Annotated in this window: 24 protein-coding genes; 6 read left to right on the forward strand and 18 right to left on the reverse strand. The window is 70.9% G+C overall.

The annotated features are described in order from the left end of the window. Positions 1-3: 3 nt before the first annotated feature. The 3 genes from ACIRDX_RS05290 to ACIRDX_RS05300 all read right to left on the reverse strand — a co-directional run bounded on the left by ACIRDX_RS05290 (position 4) and on the right by ACIRDX_RS05300 (position 2,282). Positions 4-630: a dTMP kinase gene (locus ACIRDX_RS05290; protein WP_396624360.1), complete on the reverse strand. Its 627-nt coding sequence runs from the start codon at positions 628-630 to the stop codon at positions 4-6. Further along, complete coding sequence (tmk, locus tag ACIRDX_RS05295) at positions 597-1,355, reverse strand: dTMP kinase (protein ID WP_396624361.1); 759 nt, start codon at positions 1,353-1,355, stop codon at positions 597-599. The genes ACIRDX_RS05290 and tmk overlap by 34 nt, the downstream gene beginning before the upstream one ends. 78 nt (positions 1,356-1,433) lie before the next feature. Continuing rightward, entirely contained in the window at positions 1,434-2,282 is an 849-nt protein-coding gene (locus ACIRDX_RS05300; protein ID WP_396624362.1) for an OmpA family protein, read from the reverse strand. Between the two features lie 246 nt (positions 2,283-2,528). Between ACIRDX_RS05300 and ACIRDX_RS05305 the strand changes: the two genes are divergently transcribed. Together ACIRDX_RS05305 and msrB are read left to right on the forward strand one after the other, a co-directional pair. Next, positions 2,529-2,912 carry a hypothetical protein gene (locus ACIRDX_RS05305; RefSeq protein WP_396624363.1) on the forward strand — a complete coding sequence of 128 codons (384 nt, stop codon included), beginning with the start codon at positions 2,529-2,531 and terminating at the stop codon, positions 2,910-2,912. 199 nt (positions 2,913-3,111) lie between these two features. Further along, entirely contained in the window at positions 3,112-3,552 is a 441-nt protein-coding gene (gene msrB, locus ACIRDX_RS05310; RefSeq protein WP_396624390.1) for a peptide-methionine (R)-S-oxide reductase MsrB, read from the forward strand. A 65-nt stretch (positions 3,553-3,617) separates the two neighbouring features. Here msrB and ACIRDX_RS05315 read toward each other — a convergent pair whose 3' ends face one another. The 6 genes from ACIRDX_RS05315 to ACIRDX_RS05340 form a co-directional block, all read right to left on the reverse strand. After that, complete coding sequence (locus ACIRDX_RS05315) at positions 3,618-3,989, reverse strand: VOC family protein (RefSeq protein ID WP_396624364.1); 372 nt, start codon at positions 3,987-3,989, stop codon at positions 3,618-3,620. 11 nt (positions 3,990-4,000) lie between these two features. Further along, the gene (locus tag ACIRDX_RS05320; RefSeq protein ID WP_396624365.1) at positions 4,001-4,861 is read right to left on the reverse strand and encodes a dienelactone hydrolase family protein; all 861 of its coding nucleotides are present in this window, start codon (positions 4,859-4,861) and stop codon (positions 4,001-4,003) included. A gap of 75 nt (positions 4,862-4,936) precedes the next feature. After that, the gene (locus ACIRDX_RS05325) at positions 4,937-6,466 is read right to left on the reverse strand and encodes an acyl CoA:acetate/3-ketoacid CoA transferase (protein WP_396624366.1); all 1,530 of its coding nucleotides are present in this window, start codon (positions 6,464-6,466) and stop codon (positions 4,937-4,939) included. 150 nt (positions 6,467-6,616) lie between these two features. Then, positions 6,617-7,396, reverse strand: a complete 780-nt coding sequence (locus tag ACIRDX_RS05330) for an enoyl-CoA hydratase/isomerase family protein (RefSeq protein WP_396624367.1) — start codon at positions 7,394-7,396, stop codon at positions 6,617-6,619. 26 nt (positions 7,397-7,422) lie between these two features. Next, a complete protein-coding gene (locus ACIRDX_RS05335) occupies positions 7,423-8,274 on the reverse strand; it encodes a sugar phosphate isomerase/epimerase family protein (RefSeq protein ID WP_396624368.1) in 852 nt (283 codons plus the stop codon). Then, a complete protein-coding gene (locus ACIRDX_RS05340; protein ID WP_396624369.1) occupies positions 8,274-9,056 on the reverse strand; it encodes a 3-ketoacyl-ACP reductase in 783 nt (260 codons plus the stop codon). Before ACIRDX_RS05340 ends, ACIRDX_RS05335 begins: the two co-directional genes overlap by 1 nt. 105 nt (positions 9,057-9,161) lie before the next feature. On the opposite strand from ACIRDX_RS05340, the gene ACIRDX_RS05345 reads away from it, so the two are divergent. Beyond that, positions 9,162-10,277 (forward strand): trans-sulfuration enzyme family protein, encoded by a 1,116-nt coding sequence (locus tag ACIRDX_RS05345; protein ID WP_396624370.1) that lies wholly within the window; start codon positions 9,162-9,164, stop codon positions 10,275-10,277. Between the two features lie 39 nt (positions 10,278-10,316). On the opposite strand, the gene ACIRDX_RS05350 is transcribed toward ACIRDX_RS05345, so the two are convergent. After that, positions 10,317-11,171, reverse strand: coding sequence for an ion transporter (locus ACIRDX_RS05350; protein WP_396624371.1), 855 nt, complete (start codon positions 11,169-11,171; stop codon positions 10,317-10,319). A gap of 52 nt (positions 11,172-11,223) precedes the next feature. On the opposite strand from ACIRDX_RS05350, the gene ACIRDX_RS05355 reads away from it, so the two are divergent. After that, positions 11,224-12,318 (forward strand): flavin monoamine oxidase family protein, encoded by a 1,095-nt coding sequence (locus ACIRDX_RS05355; RefSeq protein ID WP_396624372.1) that lies wholly within the window; start codon positions 11,224-11,226, stop codon positions 12,316-12,318. Between the two features lie 49 nt (positions 12,319-12,367). On the opposite strand, the gene ACIRDX_RS05360 is transcribed toward ACIRDX_RS05355, so the two are convergent. The 4 genes from ACIRDX_RS05360 to ACIRDX_RS05375 form a co-directional block, all read right to left on the reverse strand. Then, positions 12,368-13,171 carry a 50S ribosomal protein L11 methyltransferase gene (locus ACIRDX_RS05360; protein WP_396624373.1) on the reverse strand — a complete coding sequence of 268 codons (804 nt, stop codon included), beginning with the start codon at positions 13,169-13,171 and terminating at the stop codon, positions 12,368-12,370. A gap of 47 nt (positions 13,172-13,218) precedes the next feature. After that, entirely contained in the window at positions 13,219-14,907 is a 1,689-nt protein-coding gene (locus tag ACIRDX_RS05365) for a SulP family inorganic anion transporter (protein WP_396624374.1), read from the reverse strand. 53 nt (positions 14,908-14,960) lie between these two features. Next, positions 14,961-15,878, reverse strand: coding sequence for an NAD-dependent epimerase/dehydratase family protein (locus ACIRDX_RS05370; RefSeq protein WP_396624375.1), 918 nt, complete (start codon positions 15,876-15,878; stop codon positions 14,961-14,963). Between the two features lie 93 nt (positions 15,879-15,971). Continuing rightward, on the reverse strand, positions 15,972-17,369 hold the full coding sequence (locus tag ACIRDX_RS05375) for a hypothetical protein (protein WP_396624376.1): 1,398 nt from the start codon (positions 17,367-17,369) through the stop codon (positions 15,972-15,974). Positions 17,370-17,679: 310 nt separating this feature from the next. Here ACIRDX_RS05375 and ACIRDX_RS05380 point away from each other — a divergent pair, with 310 nt between their 5' ends. Beyond that, positions 17,680-17,976 carry an HU family DNA-binding protein gene (locus ACIRDX_RS05380; RefSeq protein ID WP_396624377.1) on the forward strand — a complete coding sequence of 99 codons (297 nt, stop codon included), beginning with the start codon at positions 17,680-17,682 and terminating at the stop codon, positions 17,974-17,976. Positions 17,977-18,258: 282 nt separating this feature from the next. Here ACIRDX_RS05380 and ACIRDX_RS05385 read toward each other — a convergent pair whose 3' ends face one another. Together ACIRDX_RS05385 and ACIRDX_RS05390 are read right to left on the reverse strand one after the other, a co-directional pair. Next, entirely contained in the window at positions 18,259-19,023 is a 765-nt protein-coding gene (locus tag ACIRDX_RS05385; protein ID WP_396624378.1) for a GNAT family N-acetyltransferase, read from the reverse strand. Positions 19,024-19,111: 88 nt separating this feature from the next. Next, positions 19,112-20,668 (reverse strand): Gfo/Idh/MocA family protein, encoded by a 1,557-nt coding sequence (locus tag ACIRDX_RS05390; RefSeq protein WP_396624379.1) that lies wholly within the window; start codon positions 20,666-20,668, stop codon positions 19,112-19,114. Between the two features lie 184 nt (positions 20,669-20,852). Here ACIRDX_RS05390 and ACIRDX_RS05395 point away from each other — a divergent pair, with 184 nt between their 5' ends. Then, a complete protein-coding gene (locus ACIRDX_RS05395) occupies positions 20,853-21,311 on the forward strand; it encodes a DUF1801 domain-containing protein (protein ID WP_396624380.1) in 459 nt (152 codons plus the stop codon). Here the strand turns inward: ACIRDX_RS05395 and ACIRDX_RS05400 are convergent. Then, entirely contained in the window at positions 21,266-25,699 is a 4,434-nt protein-coding gene (locus ACIRDX_RS05400; RefSeq protein WP_396624381.1) for a chemotaxis protein CheB, read from the reverse strand. The two genes, ACIRDX_RS05395 and ACIRDX_RS05400, sit on opposite strands and share 46 nt — an antisense overlap. Before the next feature lie 131 nt (positions 25,700-25,830). After that, positions 25,831-26,298 carry a BLUF domain-containing protein gene (locus tag ACIRDX_RS05405; RefSeq protein ID WP_396624382.1) on the reverse strand — a complete coding sequence of 156 codons (468 nt, stop codon included), beginning with the start codon at positions 26,296-26,298 and terminating at the stop codon, positions 25,831-25,833. Between the last annotated feature and the right edge of the window lie 2 nt (positions 26,299-26,300).

Raw genomic sequence — 26,300 nt, forward strand, 5'->3', positions numbered from 1 at the left:
CGATCACACCTCGTCGACCCTGCGGCGGATGTCGACCATGCGGCGGATGAGGTGGCGACGCTTGAGCCCACCCGTGGCCACCGCCCGTGCCTCCAGCCATGCCATGGCGCGGCGGCGCGCGCGGCGCTTGCGCAGCGCCGTCGGCGCGCCGTCCAGCAGCGTGGCACAGCACTCGGCGTAGCCGCGATCGGGCCTGGGGCGCCACCCCGCGTCGCGGCGCCGCTCGGGAGCGGCCCGGGCGGCATCGGGCATCGGGGCGAATCGAAGCACGTCGAGCAGCCACGCGTCCGGCAGGCCGAGCCCGACCCCCACCGCCACGGCCGTGTCCACGTACGGCGCCGCGATGACGACGCGGCCAGCGGCGAGGGCGGGGCCGATCTCCCAGCGCAGGCGGAACACCAGGTCGGCCGCATAGAGCAGCGCCAGCATCCTCGGCGACACCTGTCGCCCAGCCACCGGTCCGGCCAGCAGGTCCTCGAACATGCCCGAGGCGTCCCAGCGGCTGATGGCGCAGTCGATGCCACGGGCCCGCAGGTCGTCGGCCACGCGCGCAGCTTCCGTCCGGATGTCGGCGCCGCGCGTCGCGTCGATCGCGATCAGCCGACCAGGTGCGGGTGTCGCTGCAGCCATTCGGTGAGCGCCTCGGCGCTGTAGTCGGGCCACGGACGTCGCTCGGCGCCCTGCACGAGCGCGCGCACCTGCTGGTGCAGCCGGTAGACGGGCTGCGAGGCGTCGACCTTGACGAACTGGAAGATGACCGCGAGGTTCTCGTAGTCGGTGATGACGCGGTCGATGAACTGCGCGTAGCTGGCGACGGGATCGGCCAGCCCCGTCACGTCCTGCCCGGCCTGGTAGAAGCGGGGCGAGCGCGTCGCCACGACGCGACGACGCGAGTCGTGCGCATCGAGCGCGAAGTACACGACCAGGTCGGGCCACACGAGCGGTGCGTAGGCCCGCAGGAGCCAGTCGAGTTCGAGGCCGCGCGCGGCGTCGCGCGCCAGTGCGGTGAACAGGTAGCGATCGGCGAGCACGGTCTGCCCCGCCCAGAGCGCGGGCAGCACGACCGTGTCGAGGCGGTGCTGGAAGTCCGCGGCGTGCAGCAGCGAATACTCCTCGGCCGACAGCACGCGCAGGCGGGCGCGCGACGTGATCAGCGGCTTGATCAGGCGCGACGAGGCCCAGCGCGAGGTCACCACCTCGTGTCCCTCGCTCTGGAGCCACGTCCGCAACAACCGCTGCTGCGTCGTCTTGCCCGCGCCATCAGGCCCTTCGAACGCGATGAGCAGGCCCCGGCGCTCGTCGCGCGCGGCGATCGCGCGCGCGATCGCGGCGGCGTCGGGCTCGTGGCCAAGCATGGGCGGCACTATACAGGACCGGGTGCCGGGTGCCGGGTACAGGTCGCCTGCAGCCTGCAGCCTGTGGCCTGTGGCCTGCTACCGCTTCACGAGTTCGACGCGGCGGTTCCTGGCGCGGCCATCCTCGGCGTCGTTGCTGGCCACGGGGGCCAGTGGCCCGACACCGCGGGCGACGAGGCGAGCTGCCGCGATCCCGTGGGTGCGCACGAGCGCCTGCACCACGGCATCGGCACGGGCCTGCGAGAGCCTCGTGTTGAGGTCGAGCGCCGCCACGTTGTCGGTGTGCCCGACGACGTAGACCTCGAGTGTCGGGCTGGCCTTCAGCAGCGCCGCGACCTCGGCGACGGCGGCCGCCGACTCCGGCTTCAGGACCGACTGGCCGGTGTCGAAGAAGATGCCCGGCACCTCGACATGGCCGGTCGCGGCCAGTCCCGCCTTGAAGGCCTCGGCATTGGCGACCACTTGCTGCGTCATCGCCTGCTTCTCGATGATCGTGAGCATGTAGCCACCGCCCCACGCGGTGTCGACCTGCGTCCAGATCTCCTGCTGCTGGTGCGTCACCTGCAGCGTGGTGTAGCGCGCGTCCTCGTACTTCGTGGTGCCGCCGATGCGCGCCACCGCCTGCTGGTGGTTGCGCAGGATCGCGATGGGCCCCGGCGCCGGGCGTCCGGTGGCGATCCTGTAGCGCACCTCGTACCTGCGGCCCTCGACAGGCGTCTCCACGCCCTTGCCGGTGCGGAACGCGAAGCGATCGAACTCGACGGTACGGCACGACACGATGTGCATGTCGGCCATGCGGGTGAGGAGCGGGTGATCCGTGCAGCCCTTCGCGTCGCTATCGGGCGAGGCTTGCGGCGCGGCAGTGACGCGCATGCTGGCGGCCAGGCCGATCACCACCAGGATCGACAGGGTTCGACTCATCGTCATTGGGAGTCTCCTCTGCCCCGGTGCAGCGCAAGAACAGTGCCGGAGGGGTGCCGCATGCGCACCTCGAAACGCGCACGACATGCGTGCGCAAGTGCGAACGTTTCCGCAGGCAGCGCGAAGAAGTTCGGGTGTGCGTCGCTGGCGCGCATGACGTGGCTCGACCAACGGCCATGACGCGTGCCGCTGCTGCCGGGTTAGGATGAGGTGCCGCGACAGTGCGGCCACAGACACGGAGAGGCACCATTCATGGCCAAGGCCCGTCGGACCACGCATCGCAGCAGCACCGGCACGAAGCTGTACGCAGTGCGTGACAGGTCCGGGAAGTTCAAGGACATCCAGACGTTCAAGCGCGCGCACGCCGCCGACCTGCGCAGCAAGAGCGCCGAGGAAGTGGTGACCGCGGAGAAGAAGGCCGCCAAGAAGGCCGCGGCCCCGACGCCTGCGGCGAAGAAGGCCGTCGCGAAGAAGGCCGTGGTGAAGAAGGCCGTGGTGAAGAAGGCCGCCGCGCCGAAGAAGGCCGTCGCCGCCAGGCCGGCTGCGAAGAAGGCGGTCGCGAAGAAGGTGGCGGTGAAGAAGGCCGCCCCGAAGAAGGCTGCCGCCAAGAAGGCCGCGCCCGCGAAGAAGCGCTGACGCCCCGCGTCGCCGCTCACCTCCCCCGCTTCGCCCCTGCCGCCTGCAACCCGCGCCGGACCCGCCGGCGCGGTGGCCGTGTCGGTCATGCGGCACCACCGCCGTGTCGAGGCGGAGTCGTGTCCGCGCCGCGCGCTGTGCTATCAACGAGAGACGGATCGTGTCGCTGGCGCGAACGCCGGCAGGGGGAGCGTGTGGCGTGTTGAACTGGAAGGACGTACTCGGGCGGGCTCGTGACGGCAATCCGGCGCCGCTGCGCCGCGTGGAGCGGAGCGACGAGGAGTGGCGGGCGCAGTTGAGTCCGGCGCAGTACCACGTCACGCGCCAACACGGCACGGAGCGTGCGTTCAGTTCGGAGATGTGCAGCCGGTTCGAGCCGGGCCGCTATGCCTGCGTGTGCTGCGGGACGCTGCTGTTCGATGCCTCGACCAAGTTCGAGTCGGGCACCGGCTGGCCGTCGTTCACCCAGCCCGTCGAGGCGGACGCGATCGCCTACACCGCAGACCACTCATACGGCATGGTGCGCGTGGAGACCACGTGCAGCACCTGCGACGCGCACCTCGGCCATGTCTTCCCCGACGGCCCGGCGCCGAGCGGCCTGCGCTACTGCATGAATGCGGTGGCGCTCGAGAAGATCTAGGGCTACAGGCTGCAGGCTACAGGCTGCAGGTCGCCTGCAGCCCGTGGCCCGTCGCCAGATACGTGCTACTTCGCCGAGTGCAGCCCGAACATGTTGCCCTCGGTGTCCACCGCCAGGGCGATGAACCCGTAGGGCCCGATGGACGTCTTGGGCCGCTGCAGCGTGCCGCCGGCCGCCGACACGCGGTCGGCCTCCACGGCGCAGTCCTCGCTGGTGAAGTACACCAGCGTGCTACCGCCCGAGGGCACGCCGGGCATCCTGACGAGCGCGCCCGACGCGCCGGTGCCCTCGTCCGACATCGGGAACGACAGCATCTCCATCTCGTCCTCGGTGGGGTTGGGCAACGGGTCCAGGGTCACCTGCAGCACCTGCTCGTAGAACGCCTTCGCGCGGGGCATGTCCTGCACGTAGATCTCGAACCATCCGACGGGATTCATGGGGACTCCTTCTACGCGAGCGCCTTCGCGTACAGCGCGAGCAGGCGGGCCCACGCCTTCTCGGCCAGCGGCTCGTTGTACACACGCGAGTCGGGCGGGCACCAGCCGTGCGCAGCCGCGTACACCTCGATCTCGGCGGGCAGGTTGGCCTTCGTGAAGGTCTCGCGCAGCGTGTCCTTCTCGGTCGGGTTGCGCTTGTCGTCGTTCTCGGCGACCGCGATGAGGAACTGCGCCTTGGTCGCCGCCGCCTGCAGGTGCGGGCTGTTGGGGGCCGTCGTCGCAAGCCCGCCCCCGTGGAACGACGCCACCGCGCCGACGCGGTCGGGCACGGCCGCCGCGGTGCGGAACGCCATCGGGCCACCCATGCAGTAGCCCTGCGTGCCGACCTTGCGCGAGCGCGCGACCGGCTTCTGCTGATCGAGCCAGGCGATGAACGCCCTGGCGTCGGTCATGTGCGTGGCTTCGTTGAGGCCCTGCGCGAGCGGCCGCACCTGGTCGATGGGCGTCGCGCCGCCCTGCTCGGCGGTCGGGGCCTTCTTCACGCGGTAGAAGGGGTTGACGACGAGCACCGCGTAGCCGGACTCGGCCAGCCGCTTGCCCATGTCGCGAAACGCCGGGCGCAGGCCGAAGATGTCGGGCCACACGAGCACCGCGGGAGCCTGTCCCGTGGCAGGGTGCACGAAGAACGCATCGCAGGTGCCGTCGGGCGTCGTGATGCTCACGTCGCTGCCGGTCACCGTGACCGCGTTGGCCGCGCGCGGCAGCATCATCGACACGCCGGCGCCGAGCAGCACGCCGAACTGTCGGCGCGTCACCAGGCCACGCGCCTCGTACTCGAGCCGGTCGCGCTCGAACTGGTCCTGTTCACACATGGGATGTCCTCGGCTGGCGGCCGCCGGATGGCCGGCGGGCCAGCGTCCTGTCCTGCGATAGGTTTGTCGGCGATTCTACCGGAACACGTCGGCAGGCATCACGCCCACGGCCGAGGTATCGGGCCTGAAGTCCATGTGGGCGAGCACGTCGCGCTCGAGGTCGAGGCCCGGGGCGATCTCGACCAGTGCGAGCCCTGACGGTGCCAGACGGAAGACGGCGCGTTCGGTGACGTAGAGCACCTCCTGCCCGCGCTGGCGTGCGTAGGCGCCACTGAAGGTGATCCGGTCGACCCGCGAGACGAACTTGCGCACCTTGCCAGGCGCGACGATGGAGAGGCGGCCGTCGGCAAAGGCGATGCGCGATCCCTGCGCATCGAAGGTGCCGCAGAACACCACCTTCTTGGCGTTCTGCGCGATCTCCATGAAGCCGCCCGGGCCGATGAGCGTGCCGCCGAGGTGCGACACGTTGACGTTGCCCTCTGCGTCGGCCTCGCCCATCCCGAGGAACGCGATGTCGATGCCGCCGCCGCTGTAGTAGTCGAACTGCTCGACCGACGGCACGATGGCGTCGGCGTTGCGCGCTGCGCCGAACAGCCGGTCGTCGAGCATCGCGCCGTTGTGCGTGCCCTGCTCCACGCTCATCCAGAGCCTCGAGCCGATGCCCTGCTCCGCGATCACGCCGAAGATGCCACCGGGCATGCCGAAGCCGAAGTTCAGCGACGCGCCCTCGCGCAGTTCCATCGCCGCGCGCCTGGCGACGACGCGACGCTCCAGCTTGTCAGGCAACGCCACGTCGCCCTCGCGCAATGCGGCGCGGCGTGTGCCGCTCACCGTGTCGTCGTACGCGAGGCCGTAGAACTGCTCCTGCTGCGAGTCGGTGACCACGGCGTCGACCAGGATCCCGGGGATGCGCACGTGACGCGCCGCGATCGACCCCGGCTGCACCACCTGCCGCACCTGCGCGAGCACCACGCCGCCGCTGTTGTGGGCGGCCAGCGCCAGGGAGTGCACGTCCATGTCGATGGCCTCGCCCTCGGGGCTGACGTTGCCGCGCGTGTCGGCGTACGTGCCGCGGACGATGGCGACGTCGACGCGGAATGGCTTGTAGTGCAGGACCTCGCGGCCGTCGATGGTGAGCAGGTCGACCAGCGAGTCGCGGCTGCGGGCGTTGCAGCGCCCGCCGTCCTGCCGCGGATCGACGAACGTGCCGAGGCCCGAGTGCGTGAAGAGGCCGGGCCGCCCCGCGCCGATCTCGCGCAGCAGGTGCTGGATCACGCCGCCAGGCAGGCAGTAGGCCTCGATCTGCTCATCGCGGACCATCTGCTGGATGCGCGGCGACCACGTGAAGTGCCCGGCGATCACCCGCCGCAGCATGCCCTCGTGCGCGAAGCGGTTGGTGCCCCTCGACTCGCGGTCGCCGAGCCCGAGCGAGTGCACGAGCGTGAGGTCGCGCGGATGGCCCGTCTCGAGGAAGCGCCGCTCGAGCGCCTCGAGGATCGCCTCGGCGGAGATCATGCCGGCGCCGTTGCCGCTGACGGCAACGGTGTGGCCGTCCTTCACGAGGGCGGCGGCCTGGTCGGCGGTGAGGAACCGGGTGACGGGCATGAGGGAAGGCTACAACGTCCTGCCCGTCGGCCATGGCCGACGGCTACGTGTTGGGGAAGGCTGCCCGTCGGCCATGGCCGACGGCTACGTATTGAGAAGAGCCGACGGCTGCGTATTGAGAAAGGCAGACTGCAGGCGGCGGGCGGCAGGCTACCGGTTCATGAACTGCGGTGGACGCTTCTCGGTGAAGGCGCGCACGCCCTCGCGGCAGTCGTCGGTGGCGGCGGCCTGCGCCGCCGCGGCCGCGTGGTGATGGCGCATGTCACGCCGCGACTCGGCGAGCAGGCCCTTCACGAGCGCCATCGCCACCGGGGCATGCCCGCAGAGGCGGTCGACCCACTCGGTACGCCGAGCCGCCAGCGCCGCATGATCGGGCGCCACGGCGGTCACCAGTCCCCACTCGAGCGCCTCGGCTGCGTCGATGGGCGTGCCGAGCAACGTCAGGTGTGCCGCGCGAGCCGGGCCCACGACCTCGGCAAGACGACCGACGCCGCCCCAGCCCGGGATCATCCCCAGCCCCACCTCGGGCGTGCCGAACTTCGTGCCCGCCACGCACAGGCGCAGGTCTGCCGCCAGCGCCAGCTCGAGGCCGCCGCCGATGGCGTGGCCGTTGATCTCGGCGATCACCGGCACCGGCAGCGCCGCGAGCCGCGCCAGCACATCGGCGCCACCGGCGATCCACTCGCGCGCCATGTCGAGCGGCGACAGGCGGCCCCAGGCCGCGATGTCGCCACCGGTGCAGAAGTGGCGCTCCCCGGCGCCGCGCAGCACCACCGCGCGCAGGTCGCGGTCGCGCGACGCCTCGTCGACGGCTGTGCCGATGGCGCCCAGCATGGGCATCGTGAGCGCGTTGCCCTTGGCGGGGCGATCGAGCACGATCTCCAGCCAGCGCTCGTGACGGGTGACGAGAACGTTCGTGTCCTGAGTCATGGGTCGGGCCAGTTCGTGTGCGCCGCTCAGCAGACGTCGAGCAGGCGCGACATGCAGAACTCCAGCACCTCGTCCTCGGGGCGCACCCACCAGTCGGTGGCCGAGAAGATTTCCACTTCGACGGGTCCCCGGTAGCCCGCGGCCTCGAGCAGTCCGCGAATCCGTCGCAGGTCGATCACGCCGTCGCCCATCATGCCGCGATCGGTGACCAGATCACGCGTGTCGCGCAGCCAGTCCGAGACGTGATACCCCAGCACGCGGCCGTCACGGCACGCGCGAGCGATGCCGGCCTCGAGATCGGGATCCCACCACACGTGGTACGCATCGACCATCAGGCCGAGCCCACCCTGCCGCTCCGGATCCAGCGCGTCGCACCAGTCGAGCGCCTGCGCCAGCGTGTTGACGACGGATCGTCCCGCGGCGCCCATCGGATGGATCGGCTCGATCGCGAGCGCCACGCCGACGGTCCGCGCGCGCTCGAGCAATGCGCCGACGCCGTCGATGGCCTGCTGTCGCGCGGCCGCGATGTCGTGCATGCCGTCAGGCACGCCGCCGACCACCAGCACGAAGCTTGCCGCCCCGATCGCGGCCGCCTCGTCGATCGCGCGGGCGTTGTCGTCGATGGCCGCCTGGCGCTCGGCATGCGAGGCATGCGTGAAGTACGTCGAGCGGCAGTAGCCGGTCACCGTGAGGCCGCGGTCGCGGATGCGCGCCGCGACGTCGGCGAGCCGTCGCCCCTCCAGATCGCGTCGCCACGGCGCGATGGCCCCGAAGCCGTGCGCCGCGCACTTGTCGATCACCGCCTCGATCGGGCTGCGATGGCCGAGCGTGGCCGTGTTGAGGGCGAGCGCCTCGCGATGGTGACGGAGATCGCGCATCAGAATCGCGGCACCGTGAGGCCGCCGTCGACGGTCACGGCCTGCCCGATCGTGTACGCCAGGCGTCCCTCGGCCATCGTCCGCACGGTCGAGGCGACGTCCTCCGGTTGCCCCCAGCGGCGGGCCGGCACCCGCCCGTCGGCGATGGCCGCGTCGTAGTGGGCCTGCACCGGTTGCGTCATCGCCGTCGCGATGATGCCCGGGCGCACCTCGTACACGCCGATACCCTCGTCGGCGAGGCGAAGCGCGAACAGGCGCGTGGTCATGCTCGAGGCGGCCTTCGACACGCAGTACTCCCCGCGCGCGATCGAGACGGCGACCGCGTTGCTCGACGTGATGGTGACGATGCTGCGGTGGTGGCCGCCGATCTCGCCTTGCGCGAGCATGTGACGCGCCGCGACCTGCGACAGGAAGAACACGGCGCGCGTGTTCACGCTCACGCACCGGTCGAAGCTCTCGGGCGTGACGTCGAGGAGGTCGCCACGCGACAGCACCCCGACGCCGGCGTTGTTGACGAGGCAGTCGAGGCGTCCCCAGCGCGAGACGGCCGCGTCGACCAGCGCATCGTGGCGCGACAGGTCGGCCACGTCGATGGCGAATGCCTGCGCCTCGACACCGGAGGCCTCGAGCGCGCGCACCGTCTCGCCAAGTGCCTCGTCCATCGCCAGGTCGGCCAGGAGCACGTGGAATCCCGCGGCGCCAAGCGCGACCGCGCACGCCCGGCCGATGCCGCGTGCGGCGCCGGTGACGAGGGCGACGGGTCTGGAGGAGAGGGCGCTCACGGTGGCGTCGATTCTTGCGCGAAGCGCGACGGTCCGCCAAGTCGCGAGCGCGTGGGTCGCCTGCCGCCTGTAGCCCGCAGCCGTCGGTCGCCTAAGATCCCGCCCATGCCGATCGACCGTGGCACCACATCCGTGTCGTCGTGGCTGGTCTCTGCCGGACGCGACGGACGACCGGGCTCGCCGCTCAATGTCCCGCCGATCCCGGCCTCGAACTTCGTGCTGGGCGACCAGCGCGCCTACGCGCGCGACGACGGCACGCCCGGCTGGGAGTCGCTCGAGACGCTGGTCGGCGGCCTCGAGGGCGGCATGGCGGTGGCATTCGCCTCGGGCATGGCCGCCATCGCCGCCGTGTTCGAGCAACTGCCCGTGGGATCGCTCGTCGCGCTGCCCGACGACTGCTATCAGGGCGTCGCCGGCCTTGCCGATGCGGGCGTACGCCTCGGCCGCTGGCGCGTGGAGCGCGTGCCCGTGGACGACACCGCCCGCTGGGTGGCGCTGTGCGGCCAGGCGGACCTCGTCTGGCTCGAGTCGCCGTCGAACCCGCTGCTGGCGGTCGCCGATCTCGACGTCATCTGCGCGGCGCCGCGCCAGCCCGGCGCGACCCTGGCCGTCGACAACACCTTCGCGACGCCACTCAACCAGCAGCCGCTCGCCCTCGGCGCCGACGTCTCCGTGCAGTCGGTCACCAAGTTCATCGGCGGACACTCCGATCTGCTCGGCGGCATCGTGACGGTGCGCGACGCGGCGCGCCTGGCCGCGTTGCGGCACACACGCGAGCTCACCGGCGCGACGCCGGGCACGCTCGAGGCCTTCCTCGCGGTGCGAGGCGCACGGACGCTCGCGCTGCGGCTCGAGCGGGCCCAGGCGAGCGCGGCGGTGCTGGCTGGGCGCCTGGCGGGGCATCCGCACGTGACCGCGGTGCGCTATCCGGGCCTGACCAGCCATCCCACCCACGACGCGGCCCGGCGGCAGCTCGCGGGCTTCGGCTCGATCATCTCGTTCGACGTACGTGGCGAGGCCAGCGACGCCGACCGGGTGTGCACGGCGGTGAGGCTCGTGCAGCACGCCACGAGTCTGGGTGCGGTGGAGTCGACCATCGAGCGCCGTGCCGGCATCCCCGGACAGGAACACCTGCCGCCAACGCTCTTGCGGTTGAGCGTCGGCATCGAGGACGTCGAGGACCTCTGGAGCGACCTCGACGCGGCACTGCGCGCCGTGTAGGCACGGCCAGCGCCCGGCCGTCGGGGCGCGACCAACGCCCTACCCCAGCGAGGCGCCGCACCGGTGACAGAACCGCGCGTCGTCGGTGGGCGCCATGGCGCCACATGCCGCGCAGTGCCTCGGCGCCACTGCCTGTGACATCCGCTGCGTGGTCATCTCTGCCGTCACGATGCCCGTCGGCACGGCGAGGATGCCCCAGCCGAGCAGCATGACGACACTCGACACGAAACGCCCGAGCGTCGTCTTGGGCGTGATGTCGCCGAAGCCCACCGTCGTCATCGTGGTGATCGCCCAGTAGATCGACGCGGGGATGCTGGTGAAGCCGTTCTCCGGCCCTTCGATCACGTACATGACGGTGCCGAGCACCACCACGACCATCGCGACCACCGACAGGAACACGGCGATCTTGCGGCGACTGGCGCGCAGGGCCGCCCCGAGGCTCGCGTACTCGCGTACGTACTCGGTGAGCTTCAGGATGCGGAAGGCCCGCAACAGCCGGAGCACCCGCACGTCGATCAGCACGTGCAAGCCAGGCACGAACGCCGCGACGTACATCGGCAGCACGGCGGCGAGATCGACGACGCCGAAGAAACTCCGAGCGTAACGGAGCGGTCGCTCGACGCACAGCAGGCGCGCGACGTACTCGACCGTGAAGACGACGGTGAAGGCCCACTCGAGCGCGAGGAACAGCCGCGCGTGGCGATCGGCCAGCGCCGGCACGCTCTCGAGCGTGACGACGAGCACGCTCAGCACCACCGCCACCAGCAGCGCGATGTCGAATCGTCGTCCAGGTGGCGTGTCGGACTCGAAGATGACGCTGAACCATCGGCGCCTCCAGCCAGCCGGAGGACGTCCGAAGGCTGCCGCCTCCGGCGACGTACGCGGATCGGTCACGTCGTCATCTTACGTTGCACCGCGGCAGGGGCTGCGACATGATCCGCCTCCCATGCAGACGACGGTCGCGATCATCGGGGGAGGGCTTGCCGGGCTGTGCGCGGCGCGCCGGCTGAACGCCGAGGGCGTGGCGTGCGTGGTGCTCGAGGCACGCGAGCGCCTCGGCGGGCGCGTGCTCTCGGTCGACGACGCCGGCGCGCCGGCCGACGACGGCTTCGACCTGGGGCCGTCGTGGTTCTGGCCGCACACGCAGCACGAGCTCGCGGCCCTCGTGCAGGCGCTCGGCCTGGCGACGTTCGCGCAGCACGACGAGGGCGACGTGATCGTCGAACGCATGTCGCGCGAGACGCCGTGGCGCTACCGCGCGACGTACCAGGTGCCCCAGTCGATGCGCATCGTGGGCGGCACCGGCGCCCTGGTCGCGGCACTGGCCGCGAGCCTGCCCAGCGAGTCGCTGAGGCTCGGCACGCGCGTCACGCACATGACGCTCGACGGCGACGCCGCGCACCTGACCACCGCGGGCCCCGACGGCGTGACCGGCTCCCTGGTTGCCACCCACGTGCTGGCCGCGCTTCCCCCGCGCCTGCTCGCCGGCCTCACGTTCTCGCCTGCCGTCGACGACGCCACCCTGCGTCGGTGGGAGGAGACAGCCACGTGGATGGCGCCGCACGCGAAGTGCTTCGCGATCTACGACCGCCCGTTCTGGCGCGAGGCCGGACTCTCGGGTACGGCCCAGAGCTTCGTCGGGCCGATGGGCGAGATCCACGATGCGACGACGGCCTCGGGGAAGGCGGCGCTGTTCGGGTTCCTCGGCGTCGGGGCCGACGCACGCGCGTCGATCGGTGAGGCTGCACTGACGGATGCATGCGTGGCGCAACTGGGCCGGCTCTTCGGCCCGGAGGCGCTGCAGCCGCGGGCCACGCTCCTCAAGGACTGGGCGGCCGATCCGTGCACCGCCACGCCGCACGACCGCAGCGCTGGCGGGCATCCTCACCCCTCCGCGGCGCCATGGGTGACAGGGGCGTGGCAGCCGCGCCTGTCCTTGTGCGGCAGCGAGACGAGCGCGACCGAGCCGGGCTACATGGCAGGGGCGATCGCGGCAGCCGAGCACGCTGCGCGGGACGTGGCGGCTCGCGTACGGACATGACGCACGCACGCGAATGCGCCTTCGGGCGCCTCGCGCGAGGTCTCTCGCCTCACCAGGACGCGCGAAACGACAGCGCCACCCAGCCTGCCTGCGTACGCGCCTCGATCTGGTGCAGGCCGACGCGACGATAGGCACGCTCCACCTCGGCCTGCAGCCCCGACGACACGCCAGACAGCACGAGCTGGCCACCGTGCCCGAGACGTGTCGCCAGCACGGGAGCCATCTCGATGAGCGGCGCCGCAAGCACGTTGGCGACCACCAGCGGCCAGCGCCCAGCCACTGCGTCGAGGCCGGCGTGCAACACCTGCAGTCGCGATGACACGCGGTTGAGTCGCGCATTGCCCACGGCGGCCCGCGCCGCATCCCCGTCGATGTCGAAGGCCACCACGCGGGGCACGCCCAGCGCCAGGGCTGCGAGCGCCAGGACTCCCGTGCCAGTGCCGACGTCGAGCATCGACGCGACCGGCGCCGCCTGCACGATGTCGTCGATCACGGCGATGCACAGCGCGGTCGTGGGATGCAGGCCGGTGCCGAACGCGGGTGTGTCGATGAGGCGGATGTCGCCGTCGCGCGGTGGCGGGTCGCCCGCTGCGGAGGGCACGAGGCGGAGGCGTCCGAGGCGGACGACGCGGGGCGACAGGACCCATACGGAGTCGGCATCGCGGCCAGTGGCGGCAGACACGGTCACGTCGGGCACGCCCAGGGCCTGCAGCACCTCGCCGTGCGTCACGCCGTCGGGCAGGATCGCGGCGCCGCCCCCATCGTCGCGCACCTCCACGTCGAGGGCGCCGAGGTCCAGGAGTCGGAGCAGCGCTGACTCGTCGGCGCGGTCGACGTCGATGCGATAGGGCATGACGCGTCAGGCCCTGGGCGCCGTGGCGGGCGAACGATGCCTGGCGCTCATGCGACGCGGTCGGGCCACTCGGCCCGGATCTCGTTGGCGCGCGCCAGCGCCGCCTGCACGTGCGGCGCGATGTTCCGCTCGCCGACGTGGGCGACGAACGCGCCCTGCGCGAGGAAGGCCGCCGGCTGCTGGCGCGCGCCGCAGATGATCAGCGTACGCCCCGACGCTCTGAGGCGTTCGGCCAGCACCTCGATGGCGTGCAGGCCCGTCGCGTCGATCGCCGTCATGTTGCGCAGCCGCAGGATGACGATGCGCGGGAACTGCGACAGATCGGCGGTGGCCTCGGCGAGCTTGTCGGTCATGCCGAAGAGGAACGGCCCGAGGATGCGCAGGATGGCGACGTCTGGCGGCACGTCGCGGTCCTGCAACATGTGCACGCGACCTTCCTCGATGATCTCCTGCGTCAGCGTCGACACGATCGTCGTGTCGGTGACGCGATAGATGTAGAGCAGCGCGGCCAGGGCCATGCCCACCTCGACGGCGATGGTGAGGTCGGCCACCACGGTGAGGGCGAACGTGAGCAGCCACACCGACTTGTCGGCCCACTCCAGCCGCCAGATGCTGCCGATCTCGCGCCACTCGCCCATGTTGTAGGCGACCACGAACAGCACGGCGGCGAGGGTGGCGAGCGGAATGTGGGTGGCGAGCGGGGCCAGCAGCAGCACGATCACCAGCAGCGTGAGCGCGTGGACCACCGACGACACCGGCGTGCGTGCGCCGGACCTGAAGTTGGTGGCCGTGCGCGCGATGGCGCCCGTGACGGGGATGCCGCCGACGAGCGGCGTGAGGATGTTGGCGACGCCCTGTCCCATCAGCTCGGCGCTCGGGTTGTGTCGATCGCCGGTCATCGAGTCGGCCACCACGGCCGAGAGCAGGCTCTCGAGGGCCGAGAGCATCGCCACCGTCAACGCCGACGGCAGCAGCGGCAGAATCAGGTCGGCGCGGAACTCCGGGATGCGCACAGGCGGCAGGCCGCTCGGGATGCCGCCGAACTTCGAGCCGATGGTCTCGACGGGCATGCCGAACGCGGCGACGACGATGGTGGCCACGACCAGGGCGATCACCGAGCCGGGGATGCGCTTCACGACGCGCGGCGCCAGCAGGATCGTCGCCAGGGATCCGGCCGCGAGCGCGAACGCCACCGGGTTCCATTGCGGCAACCCGTGCAGCAACGCCTCCATGCGCCCGAAGAACTCGCTCGGCGGCTCCGGAATGGCGAGCCCGAGGAAGTCCTTGATCTGCGTGCTCGCGATGAGCAGCGCGATGCCGTTGGTGAAGCCGATCACGACAGGGCGGGGCACGAAGCGCACCGTTCGCCCGAGCCCGGTGACCGCCAGGAAGATCAGGATGACGCCGGCCATCATCGTCACCATCAGCAGGCCGGAGAGGCCGTGCGCGGCGATGATGCCCGCGACGATGACGACGAAGGCGCCGGTGGGGCCGCTCACCTGGATGCTCGACCCGCCGAGCAGCGCCACCACCAGGCCCCCGAGGATCGCCGTGTAGATGCCGGCCTGGGGCGAGACGCCGGAGGCGATCCCGAAGGCCATGGCCAGCGGCAGGGCGACGACGCCCACGGTGATGCCGGCGACGAGATCGGCGAGGAACGTCTTGCGGTCGTAGCCCGCCAGCATCTCGACGAGCTTGGGCCGCCAGGTCGCCCACGGAATGGCGAGGCGGCTCATGGCCGACCGGCCGCGTGCCGCTGGGCGACGGAAAGGACGTGCATCACGTCATTCTAGCGAGGCGCGAGCGTCGCCGCGATCCCTTCGCGATACGGCGTGGCCGCGAGGCCGAGCGCCTGCGCGGCCTTCGTGCTGTCGAACCGGTAATCGTGCTCGAACTGGTACATCATCTCCATGTTCTCGCGCAGCACCGGCACGAACACGCCCATCAGACGCAGCATCCAGCGCGGCGCCACCTGCAGACCGTACGGGCGACCCGCGAGTTCGCAGGCGATGCGCACGTACTGCTCGCCGGTCATCGCGTCCTTGCTGGTCAGCGCGTGCCACACCTGTCCGTAGGCGTCGGGGCGATTGCCGAGACGCGCCACGGATTCCGCGGCGTCTGGCGTGTAGGTGAACGTGTGTACGGCCCTGGCATCGCCGACCCACTGCGGCGTGCGGCCGGCCTTCAGGCGTTCGGTGACGGTGGCATGCGTCAGGCTGAGGGTCGCGCCAGGCCCATAGAAGTCGGCGGCGCGCACGATCATCGCGCGCAGCGTGCCCTTCGCCACCTCATCCATCAACATCGTCGCGATGCGTGCGCGCACCTCGCCTTTCTTGCTGCAGGGGTTGTACGGTGTGGACTCGGTCATCGGCCCGTCGACGCGCCCGTACGCGTAGACGTTGTCGAAGAACACGAGCGCGCAGCCATGCCGGGCACAGGCGTCGATGGCGTTGCGCATCACGCGCGGCCACTGATCGGCCCACACGCGGGCGTCGTATTTCAGGCCGGCCAGCAGGTAGGCGACGTCGGCGCCCTTGACGGCGTCAGCCGTGGCGGCCGCGTCGAGCAGGTCGGCGGTGACCAGCTCGTCCGTCTCGTTGACCCGCGAGGGTGTCCTCGCGACCTGTCGGACATGGTCGGTGAATCCGGGCAGACGCCGGGCCAGCTCGCGACCGACCACGCCATTCGCACCGAGAATCACCTGCATGGGGCCATTCTAGCGAACGCGTGGCGATACCGAGGGAGCCGGAGGCGGCGGCGCGCACGACGCGCGCCGCTGCTCCCGGCCCTGACGCCTTCCCTACCGCCGCTTGAACGTGGCCGTCACCGCACGCGCCTCATTCATCGTGACCACGCACACGGGCCCCCACGTCGACCCGCAGGCACCTGTCCAGCCGGTGAAGCGTGTGCCGCGCCCGCCCAGCGCGAACAGCAGCACGCGCGTCCCTGGCTCGTAGGTCTCCGCGCAATCGGTGCCGCAGGCGATGCCGTCAGGCACGCTGAACACGCGGCCCTGAGCGCCCGCACGCGATCGGACCGTCACCGAGAGCATGAAGCCGGCCGGGCCGGGCGGCGGCGCGGGAGCCCACGTGCCATCCTGGGCGTTGCCGTCGAACGTGAGGGGCGTGGCAAGGCCGGCTGCCGCGACGATTGAGGGCGCGTCTGCCACCGCCGCGGTCATCGCCGACCGCAGGGCTGGCGCTGGCGCCACCGTGGGCGCAGGCATGGTGTAGAGGTTGAATCCGCCGAGCTCGGCCCGCGAGAACAGGATCAGCGAGCCGTCGGGCGACCACGACGGGTACAGGTCGTTGACGGTGTCGTCGTTGGTCAGGTTCACCGGTGCAGTGCCATCGTCGGCCACCGCCCAGATCTGCCAGGGGCCGCAGCAGCCTTGCGCCTGGGTCTGGCTCATGAAGACCACGAGCCGGCCATCGGGCGACCACGAGGGCGAGCGATCTTCCTCGAGCGAGTCGGCGCGAACGCTGCCCGCGTCGCCCCGACTGACGATCCGCTCGCCGGTGCCATCCACGTTCACCGTCACGATCTCGTACTGTGCCGCGACCTGCGGTTCGCCCGTCACGGGGTCCAGCATCGTCTCCGGGCGCACGCTGGTGAACGCGATGCGGTCGCCGCTGGGCGACCAGGCGGGCTCCATCTCCTCCACGTCGATGAAGACGCCGTTGCCAAAGTCCACGGGACCGGTCACGTCGCGCTCGACGCCGGTCGCCAGCGTGCGGATGACGATGTTGACGGGCAGGCCGTCGCGGCCGCGCACGTAGGCAATCTCGGTGCCCGCCGGATTCCACGTCGGGAACGTGGCGCCGCTCACGATGGGTGTGGGGTTGCTGCCGTCGGCGTTCATCACCGTCAACGTCTGCGAGAAGGCATCGGCGATGAAGGCGATGCGCGTGCCGTCGGGCGACCAGGCCGGCGTGAACTCGTCCACCTCGCTGGTGTTGGTCAGGTTGCGCGGATTGGTCCCATCCGCGTTCATCACACAGATGTCGGTCTGCGTCGGCGAGCCGAACGGGATCGTCGACGGGCCTGACACGACGTAGGCGATCTGTCCGTTGACGGCGGTCTGGGCCCCGGCCGGAATGGCCGGGCACACGAGTGCGGCCAGGGCGAGGCTGGCCGGCAGGAACGAGCGGCTCGCGGCGGTACGAGCAAGGATGCGGCGGATGAGCGGGTCTGACACGACAGCCTCCAGGGGCGGAACGCGAGGCCACAGGCACCTCGCATGGCGTGCCAGCAGGTGTCCCCGGGACCCGGGGCGCTGCCAGCACGCCTCATGAGGGGGCGTTCGGAGCCGCGTGATATAGGGCCGGCGGTCCTGCTTCTGCCCGGGAAATCCAGGGATGGCCGGCGAAATGACGGGAAAATCGCGGTGTGGGCGTGAACTCCCGGTATGATGATGGCCGGCCGAGCCGCGACGCTGCATCGCACGGGTGCGATGCGAAGCGGGCCGCGTTGGTCATCATTCGGCCGGAGAGGCCAGAAGGAAACACATGCTCACGAAGACGCAATTGATCGAGAAGCTCGTCGCTGGTTCGGACGGCCTGACCAAGAAGCAGGTCAAGACCCTCCTGGAGTCGCTTGCCGCGCTCGCCCACAAGGAACTGAAGAAGACCGGCACGTTCGTCATGCCGGGCCTCGCCAAGTTCGTGGTGGTGAAGAAGCCGGCGACCAAGGCGCGGAAGGGCATCAACCCCTTCACGAAGGAGCCGACGGTGTTCAAGGCCAAGCCGGCGCGCAAGACGATCAAGATCCGTCCCGTGAAGGCCGCCAAGGACGCGCTGGCCTAGCCAGCACGCCCGCGGGCTGCGCCCGAGGACTCGAGGGCCACGCCGCTTCGACGGCGGTTCTCGAGTCCATGGCGCGCCCGGCGTCTGCCGTTCTGCGGCGCACGCCCGACCGACTGGCGCGGGTCGCTTGACCCGCCAGTCACCCTCCCGCAGCATCCCACTCATCTCGATAGCCACGAGCTCAGCGGGCGCACGTGCCTGCGCGTCGCGGAAGCGACTGTTGACGTGAGGCGGGCGAACCGAAGGCTGCGCCCAACGGTTTCCGCTGGGGCAGCGACGACGTCACGAGCGTTGGGATGGCTCACGTGTGGGCGCGTCGCACAACGCCTCGAAGAACTCGCAGTGACGTCGGAAGCCCAGTGAGTCGTAGAGGTGGATCGCCGCGGCGTTGTCGGCGCGGACGTTGAGGCCGATGGTCTCGAGCCCCGCCAGGTCGCCAAGCACGGCCGACACCACACGTCGGCCGAGGCCGAGGCCGCGTCGATCGCGGCGCGTGTAGACGTTACCGATGCTCGCCACGCCTTCCGCGCGCGACAAGAGGTGCGTCCCGGCCGCGGCCAGCAACGCGTCGCCGTCGTGAACGCCGTGGAAGACCCCGTCGGTGACCATCGACGGGAAGAAGAAGTCGGGTGACTCTCCAGCCGCATCCCCGTCGGCATAGAGGCGCTGCAGCGCCTCCACGTCGCGCGCGTCCAGTCGAGCGGTGCCGTCGCGCCGTGTCGGTGACGGCTGCCCCGTCCACGTCATGCGCAGCATCGGCTTGACCGACGAGACGGGCGCGTGTCGCCGAATCTCCTCGAGCGCGTCCTGCTGCACCTGGAGGTGTACGGGGCCGTCCACGGTGGCGAGCGCCTCGCGCACGCTGCCCGTGCCCATCGCGAAGAGGATGGCCGTGCCGTAGTCGCGAAGCACGAGCGTGAGGTCCGGCGTGAACCAGGTGGCCTTCGGGAACATCGCCGGCGCGAGGTCGCCGAGCGCGTAGACCGACCACGCCGGATCGCGGCGCAGGAGACGGCGAATTTCGTCCCGGTCGATCAGTCGAGGCATGCGGAGGTGACTTCCGGGGCCGGTGAGGCGGCGCGGCGTGTGTCGCCGCGCCGGTCCGATCCCGATGGCGGAGTTCTTCAGCGCTCTGCTAGAGCTTCAGGTCCCAGCCCTTGCGGAACATCGGCTTCACCCAGCGATTGGCTTCCTCGCTGTTGGTGAAGCGCGTGTTCTTGCTGTCCCACTGCAGCTTGCCCGGCACGCGCCAGGCGATCACCACGAGCGCCAGCCACTCGGCGTAGGGCGCGGTGATCGCAAAGTCGGAGCACGAGCGATCGCCGCCCTTGCAGGCACGAATCCAGTCGAGCATGTGCCCGGGTGAGCGCGTGAGCAGCTGCGGCGGGAGCTGATACTCCTGCCAGCGCGCCGCCGGCAGGAGCCACACGCCTTCGCCACGGTCCCGCGTGGCCAGCATGCCCTTGCTGCCGACCATCACAGAGCCGTTGCCGGTCAGCACGCCGTTCGTCGGCGTGTCGTTGCGGCCACCCGGCTGCGTGTAGACCTTCACGTCCGGGCCGCCGGGGCTCATCACGCGACGGGGACCGGCAGGCGGTGCCTGCGGCTGTGCGCCACGCGCGCCGGCAGGCGCCTCGCCGAGCGCGGGCGCGCGGTTGCTCGTCTCGCGGCCCTTGTCGCGGAGGTTGTTCGACGGCGGCAGGATGGTCTCGTTCTCCATCCCCGGCACGACGTAGGCCTCAGGGTCGCCGGGTCGCGCGGCCTCGTGGTAGTACACCGACACGGGCGGCATGCCCGCGCGCGCCGGGAAGTCGAGCCGGACGACCGCGCGATGCGGCATCGAGATGGTGCTCTTGCCCTCGATGCGGAGGCACTCCACGCTCACCGGCGTGCCCAGCTTCAGCGCGGTGTGGACCGGGCCGGCCGTATGGGTCGCCCAGTTGCCGATCTGGCCGGTGCCGAAGTCGAGGAAGCCGCGCCAGTTGTACGGCACGTACGCGTCGCTGAAGGGCCGCGGCGCGGCGCCGCCGAGCCACAAGTCCCAGTCGAGGCTCGACGGGACGGCCGACTCGGGTGGCGGCTCGGTGAGCCCGGTGGGGAACATGCCCGGCGACGTCGAGACGTGCGCCTCGGTGACGTCGCCGATCTCGCCCGACCACACGATCTCGGCGGCCACGCGATGCGCCTCGTGCGAGAAGCCCTGGTTGCCCATCTGGGTGGCGACCTTGTACTTCACGGCCGCGTCCTGCAGCAGGCGCGCTTCCCACGGCGTGCGCGTGAGCGGCTTCTCGACGTACACGTGCTTGCCGCGTTGCATGCAGGCCAGGGCGACCGTAGCGTGCATGAAGTCGGGGACGCCGATCGTGCACGCGTCGATGTTCTTGCCTTCCTTGTCGAGCATCACGCGGAAGTCCTTGTACTTCGGCGTGGCCTCGAACTTCTTGAAGGTGCCGGCGGCGCGGCCGTGGTCGACGTCGCAGAGCGCGACCAGGTTCTCGGTGAGCGCGGCCTGGCCGAGGATCAGGCCACCCTGCCCGCCACAGCCGATGGCGGCGACGTTGAGCTTGCCCATGGCCGACTTGAAGCCGAGCGCCTGCAGCGACGGCACGCTGCCATAGCCACCCGTCGGCACCGCCCCCGCGAGCAGGGAACCGTAGAAGAAGAACTTTCGCCGAGAAATGGAGTTGCTCATCGATCCGCTCCCTGCCGGGCGTCACCCGGCCGTCGACGCGGAGCGTATCACCATGGAACGGGAGTCGGGAGTCGGGAGTCGGGAGACGGGAGTCGGGAGTCGGCAGTCGGCAGTCGGTCGTCGGTAGGGCAGTCGGCGGTGACCGGGTAGCATCTCGGTATCCCTGCACTCACAGGAGCGCACGATGGGCGAGCCGAAGACCACACCGACGACCACGAGTTTCGCGACGTACCTTGCCGGGATCACCGATGAGACGCGGCGTGCCGACTGTACGGCGCTCGCCGCGATGATGACGCGCGCCACGGGCGAGGCGCCACGCCTCTGGGGCACCGGCATCGTCGGCTTCGGGGAGTATCACTACCGGTACGCCAGCGGGCAGGAGGGCGACTGGCCACTCGTCGCGTTCGCGTCGCGCAAGACGGACATCTCGGTGTATCTCATGCCCGGCTACGACAGCGGCGAGGCGAAGGCCTGGCTCTCGACGCTCGGTCCGCACAAGACCGGCAAGAGCTGCCTCTACATCAAGCGGCTGGCCGCAGTGGACGAGGCGTCGCTGGCCGCCCTGATCGACTGGTCGGTGGCCGAGATGCGGCGGCGCTACCCGCCGGCAGTCTCGGGCCCGGGCGCCGCGCCATCGCGCTGAAGGCCGGGCGTCTCGGGAACACCGACGGCGGGCCTGCCGATCAGGGCATTCACCGTCTCCGGCTCGACCGGCTTCACGAGGTGATGATCGAATCCTGCGGCGTGCGCACGATCGACGTCGTCGGGTTGCCCATACCCCGTCAGGGCGATCAGCACCACCCGGGCGGTGTCGGCATGACCGCGGAGGTGCCGAGCCAGCTGATAGCCGTCCATGTGCGGCAGGCCGATGTCGAGGATCGCCACGTCGGGACGGAACTGGCTCGCCACGGCCATGACGTCGCGCGGATCGTGGACCACCCGCACGTCGTGGCCGTGCGTCGACAGGATCATGGCGAGGGTCTGCGCCGCGTCGATGTTGTCGTCGACGACCATCACCTTCCGACGGATGGCAGCAGTGGCGCCCCTGGCCAGCCCGGTCGGTTCGTGCGCGGGAGGCAACGAGCGCTGCTCCAGCAGCGGGAGACGAACGACGAAGCGGCTGCCCTTCGCCAGTCCGTCGCTCTGCGCGTGCACGGTGCCGCCGTGCAGCTTCACGAGCTGGCGCACGAGCGTCAGGCCGAGGCCAAGCCCACCCTTCGAGCGATCCAGCGTCGTGTCGGCCTGCGCGAAGAGGTCGAACACGTGCGGCACCATGGCGGCCGTGATGCCGGCCCCGTTGTCGATGACCCCGATGACCACCTCGCGCGCGTCGCGGCGGGCATCGATGGCAATCTCGCCGCCCTCGTCGGTGTACTTGGCCGCGTTGTTGATCAGGTTGGCGAGCACCTGTGTCAGGCGCAGCAGGTCGCCCACGACGGTCAAGGGCTCCGAGGGAAGGTCGACCGTCAGGCGATGGCGACGCGCGTCGATCAGCGGGCGGCTGATCTCCACCGCGCGCTCGACGATCACCGCGACGTCGACCGGCGCCAACGCCAGCGGCACCTTGCCGCGGGCGATGCGCGCCACGTCGAGCAGGTCCTCGAGCAGCTTGGCCATGACGTCGGTCTGTCGACCGATGACGCCCGTCGCCCAGACCGACGTGGCGTCGAGGCCGGGAGTTCGGGCGAGGATCGCGGCGGCGTTGCGGATCGGCGCGAGCGGGTTCCGCAGCTCGTGCGCAAGCATGGCGAGATACTCGTCCTTGCGGCGATCGGCCGCCACGAGTTCGGTCTCGGCCTGCTTCCGGTCCTCCACGTCGAGCATCAGCGCCACGTACCCCGAGTAGCCGCCATCGGGATCGAAGTGGGGCACGCTGATGGTGCGCATCCAGCGGTAGACCCCGTCGTGACGCAACAGCCGGAGATCGGTCTCGAATCGGTCGCGGCTGGGCAGGGCCCGCGCGTAGTCACTCACGTAGGCCTGACGGTCCTCGGGGTGGAGGAACTGCAGCCACCCTTCGCCGAGCAACGCCGCCCGATCCTGCCCGGTGAAGCGGCAGCACGCCTGGTTCACGAACTGGGCGCGACCGGCCGCATCCTCGACGCGCAGCAGGGCCGGGATGTCGTCCGCGAGACGGCGGAAACGGATCTCGCTCTCGGCGCGCAGGCGTTCGGTGAGGTCGCGTTCGGTGGACAGCATGGCGTACACGGCGCCGCGCTCGTCGCGCAGGGCGGTGACGGTCACCGACACCCTGATCGTGGCGCCACTCCTGCTCAGCCGCTCGGCATCCAGCGGACCGGCCCGGTCACTGCTGCGCACCAGCGCGATGAGCTCACGCGCCGAGGCGTGGGCCGATGGGGGCGTGATGCCGAACAGGCCGAGGGCCATGGCCTCGGCTCTGGCGTACCCGTACACCCGCTGCGCCGCGCTGTTCCACGAGAGGATGCGGCCCTCGGAGTCGTAGGTGAGGACGGCGTCGTTGGAGTCCTCGAGGGCCGAGACCAGTTGGCGCGCCTGCTGGGCGGCCGCTCGGCCAGGCGTGATGTCGACGAAGGTGACGACGACACCCTGCGTATCCGACTCGCCCGAGCGATAGGGCAGGATCCTGCGCAGGAACCACGACCCGGCGGAGGTCCGGACCTCGGCCTCGGCCGGCGTCAGCGACGTCAGCACGCCGTTCATCTCGGCGAAGAAGCCCGGGTCGTCGACGCGGCTGGAGATGTCGGTGATCAATCGACCCTCGTCGCCCGCCTGCACGCTGAACAGGGTGGCGGCCGCCGGCGTGAAGCGCCGGATGCGCAGGTGCCGGTCGAGCAGCAGCGTCGCGATCTCGGTGCTGGCGAGCAGGTTGCTCAGGTCGTCGTGGCCACGGGCGACCTCGCCGACCTTGTCCTCGAGCTGGGCATTGACGGTGGCCAGTTCCTCGTTGAGGGCCTGCAGTTCCTCCTTCGAACTCTCCAGTTCCTCGTTGGACGACTGCAGTTCCTCGTTCAGGGCCAGCGATTCCTCGTTGGCCATCCGCAGCTCCTCGTTGCTGCGTTCGGCATCCTCGAGCGCCAGCGTCAGCTCGTGGCGGTTGTCGTCGAGCTCCTGCGACGACGGGGCGTCGGCGGCGCCCGGCACCTGATCGGGCGACAGGCCAGCCGTCTCCGAGGGCGCCGTGTCCAACAGGACGAGCATCAACCCCCGACCATCGGCATCAGGCACCGTCTCCACGTCGACCCGCACGCGCCGCGGCCCGGTCGGCGACGGCACCATCGCGTGGTGACCCGCCGCACGGGCCCCTTCGTGCACCTGCCGGAGCATGTGGCGGACGGCGGCCCGCAGCTCCGGGCGCACCAGCGCCGACAGTTCCAGCGTCGCGTCGCCTTGCGGCTCGAGGAACTGCCCCATCCGTCCCTGGAAGTGCAGCGCACGACCGTCACGGTCGATCAGCGCGGCCGCGGCCACCTCGCGCTGGCCGAGTTGCGCCCGGAGGATCTCGCTCGGTGAGGGCGCGCGCCTCACCCCTCGACTCGTGACACCGAGCACGGCATCCGCGTCGCTGCGATGCCCAACGCTGCGCGGCAGGTGCGTGCGACCGCCGACCCGCCGGAACAGCCGGGCGTGGCGCGAGGCCGGCTCGAAGAGCGCCGTCGCCGTGCCGATCGACTCGGCCTTGCCCAGCAACAGGAACCCGCCCGGCTTGAGCGCGAAGTGGAAGACCCGCAGCGCCCGATCCTGCAACTCCGGCTGGAAGTAGATCAGGAGGTTGCGGCACAGCACGAGGTCGAGCTTCGAGAACGGCGTGTCGCGCACGAGGCTCTGCGGGGCGAACAGCACGGCGTCGCGCAGCGGCTTGCGCACGACGTAGCGGTCGCCACGCCGCTCGAAGAAGCGCGCCAGCCGATCGGACGACACCGTGGCTTCGATGGTGAGCGGGTACGACCCGCGCCGGGCCACGCGGAGCGCATCGTCGTCGATGTCGGTGCCGAAGACCTGCACGCGCTGCGACGTGTCGCCGATGTCGAACTGCTCCAGCACCAGCATCGCGATGGAGTAGCTCTCCTCGCCCGTCGCGCAGCCTGGCGTCCACACCCGAACGGGAAGATCCTCCGGAGCGCGGGTGGCCAGCACCTGCGGCAGGACCTCGCCAGCCAGGGCCTGCCAGGCCTCGGGATCGCGAAAGAAGTCGGTGACGCCGATCAGGAACTCTCCCTTCAGCGCCTCGACCTCCTCGCTGGAGTGCTCGAGCAGCGACACGTAGTCGGCCACGCGATCGGCCCCGGTGAGGCCCATGCGGCGGCGCAGGCGGCGGCGCAGCATGCCTGGGCGGTACCACCGGAAGTCGTGGCCCGTGCGCGCCAGGAGGATCCCGAGCACGTCCTGCAGCCCTTTCTCGGGAGCGTCGAGTGCCGAGAACGGAGTCAGCGGGCTGTCGAGGTCGATCGGCACGTGGGCCAGGTAGGCACTCAGGGCCGCCGGCATGTCCTCGGGGGCCAGCACCTGATCGGCGACGCCGGCCGCGATGCCGCTGTCGGGCATGCCCTTGAACTGCGCCGTCTCTGGGCGCTGCACGAGGGTCAGTCCACCGGCGGCCCGGATGGCCCTCAGCCCGGCGGTGCCGTCGTGGTCGGTGCCACTCAGCACGATCCCCACCGACCGATCGCCGGCATCGTCGGCCAGCGCGGCCATGAAGTGATCGATGGGCTTGGGAGACGATGGCCGCACCGGGCGCGGCTCCAGGCGGATGGCGCCGTTGGTCACGCCCATCAGCGCGCCGGGCGGCATCACGTACACGCGCCCGCCGACGAGCGGCTCCCCGTCGCGCGCCTCGCGGGCGCGAAGCACGCCGGCGCGATCCAGCAGGGCCGGCAGGTGACTCACGTGGTCGGCCGGCAGGTGCGTGATGACGACGAAGGCCAGCTGGGGGTTCTCGGGCATGGCCCGAAAGAAGGCCTTGAGGGGCTCGAGACCGCCGGCCGACGCCCCGATCGCGACAACGTTGGGCAGGCGGGCCGGCGAGCGCGCCGGGGAGTCGGATTCGTTCACGTGAGCGCCTGGGAGGCTCCCGTCGTGCCACCAGCCAGCACGCGTCGGCTGTCGTGTGGGGCACTACGCAGAGCAGGGAGCCAGTCTACTCCCTGCCGGGCCGGCGCGCTGTGGCGACGCCGCGAGACGGATCAGGCCAGCACGGCTGTTCGCGCGTAGTGCGAGAGGAACTGGTGCACGCGGTCGGGCGAGGCAGCGTAGGCCTCGCGCACGGCCGGCTGGTGCAGCAGGGGCGAGAAGCCCTCGGGGACGTCGCCGTCGGCGAGATCGACGAAGCCCATCGACCAGTCGGCGAAGTCGCGTTTGGCGCGCGGACGCCGGGCCGCCACGATCAGGTTGTGGTGGCGCACATCCCTCACGATGCGCGCAAACAGCGCCTCGACCTGCGAGCGCGGCCCCTCGAGCGCCTGCATGAAGCCGCCGCGATGGTAGAGGAGCACGCCGGTGATGCCGGCGGCAGCGTTGCGCACCCGCGCCGACTCGAGCATGCCGTGGAGTTCGTCGCGCGTCAGCTCGCGCGTGGCGGCGCTGACATAGACCAGCACCATGAGTCCTTCGGGGTTGGCAGGGACGCGCGGCCCGGACGGTTGAGCAGCCATTG

It is taken from the genome of Luteitalea sp. (genome assembly GCF_044337415.1).
Lineage (GTDB): Bacteria > Acidobacteriota > Vicinamibacteria > Vicinamibacterales > Vicinamibacteraceae > Luteitalea.

Coding starts and splice junctions, on each gene's coding strand:
- ACIRDX_RS05290 (WP_396624360.1), bottom strand. CDS start 630: ATGGCTGCAGCGACACCCGCACCTGGTCGGCTGATCGCGATCGACGCG.
- tmk (WP_396624361.1), bottom strand. CDS start 1,355: ATGCTTGGCCACGAGCCCGACGCCGCCGCGATCGCGCGCGCGATCGCC.
- ACIRDX_RS05300 (WP_396624362.1), bottom strand. CDS start 2,282: ATGACGATGAGTCGAACCCTGTCGATCCTGGTGGTGATCGGCCTGGCC.
- ACIRDX_RS05305 (WP_396624363.1), top strand. CDS start 2,529: ATGGCCAAGGCCCGTCGGACCACGCATCGCAGCAGCACCGGCACGAAG.
- ACIRDX_RS05315 (WP_396624364.1), bottom strand. CDS start 3,989: ATGAATCCCGTCGGATGGTTCGAGATCTACGTGCAGGACATGCCCCGC.
- ACIRDX_RS05320 (WP_396624365.1), bottom strand. CDS start 4,861: ATGTGTGAACAGGACCAGTTCGAGCGCGACCGGCTCGAGTACGAGGCG.
- ACIRDX_RS05325 (WP_396624366.1), bottom strand. CDS start 6,466: ATGCCCGTCACCCGGTTCCTCACCGCCGACCAGGCCGCCGCCCTCGTG.
- ACIRDX_RS05330 (WP_396624367.1), bottom strand. CDS start 7,396: ATGACTCAGGACACGAACGTTCTCGTCACCCGTCACGAGCGCTGGCTG.
- ACIRDX_RS05335 (WP_396624368.1), bottom strand. CDS start 8,274: ATGCGCGATCTCCGTCACCATCGCGAGGCGCTCGCCCTCAACACGGCC.
- ACIRDX_RS05345 (WP_396624370.1), top strand. CDS start 9,162: ATGCCGATCGACCGTGGCACCACATCCGTGTCGTCGTGGCTGGTCTCT.
- ACIRDX_RS05355 (WP_396624372.1), top strand. CDS start 11,224: ATGCAGACGACGGTCGCGATCATCGGGGGAGGGCTTGCCGGGCTGTGC.
- ACIRDX_RS05360 (WP_396624373.1), bottom strand. CDS start 13,171: ATGCCCTATCGCATCGACGTCGACCGCGCCGACGAGTCAGCGCTGCTC.
- ACIRDX_RS05365 (WP_396624374.1), bottom strand. CDS start 14,907: ATGAGCCGCCTCGCCATTCCGTGGGCGACCTGGCGGCCCAAGCTCGTC.
- ACIRDX_RS05370 (WP_396624375.1), bottom strand. CDS start 15,878: ATGCAGGTGATTCTCGGTGCGAATGGCGTGGTCGGTCGCGAGCTGGCC.
- ACIRDX_RS05380 (WP_396624377.1), top strand. CDS start 17,680: ATGCTCACGAAGACGCAATTGATCGAGAAGCTCGTCGCTGGTTCGGAC.
- ACIRDX_RS05385 (WP_396624378.1), bottom strand. CDS start 19,023: ATGCCTCGACTGATCGACCGGGACGAAATTCGCCGTCTCCTGCGCCGC.
- ACIRDX_RS05390 (WP_396624379.1), bottom strand. CDS start 20,668: ATGAGCAACTCCATTTCTCGGCGAAAGTTCTTCTTCTACGGTTCCCTG.
- ACIRDX_RS05395 (WP_396624380.1), top strand. CDS start 20,853: ATGGGCGAGCCGAAGACCACACCGACGACCACGAGTTTCGCGACGTAC.
- ACIRDX_RS05405 (WP_396624382.1), bottom strand. CDS start 26,298: ATGGCTGCTCAACCGTCCGGGCCGCGCGTCCCTGCCAACCCCGAAGGA.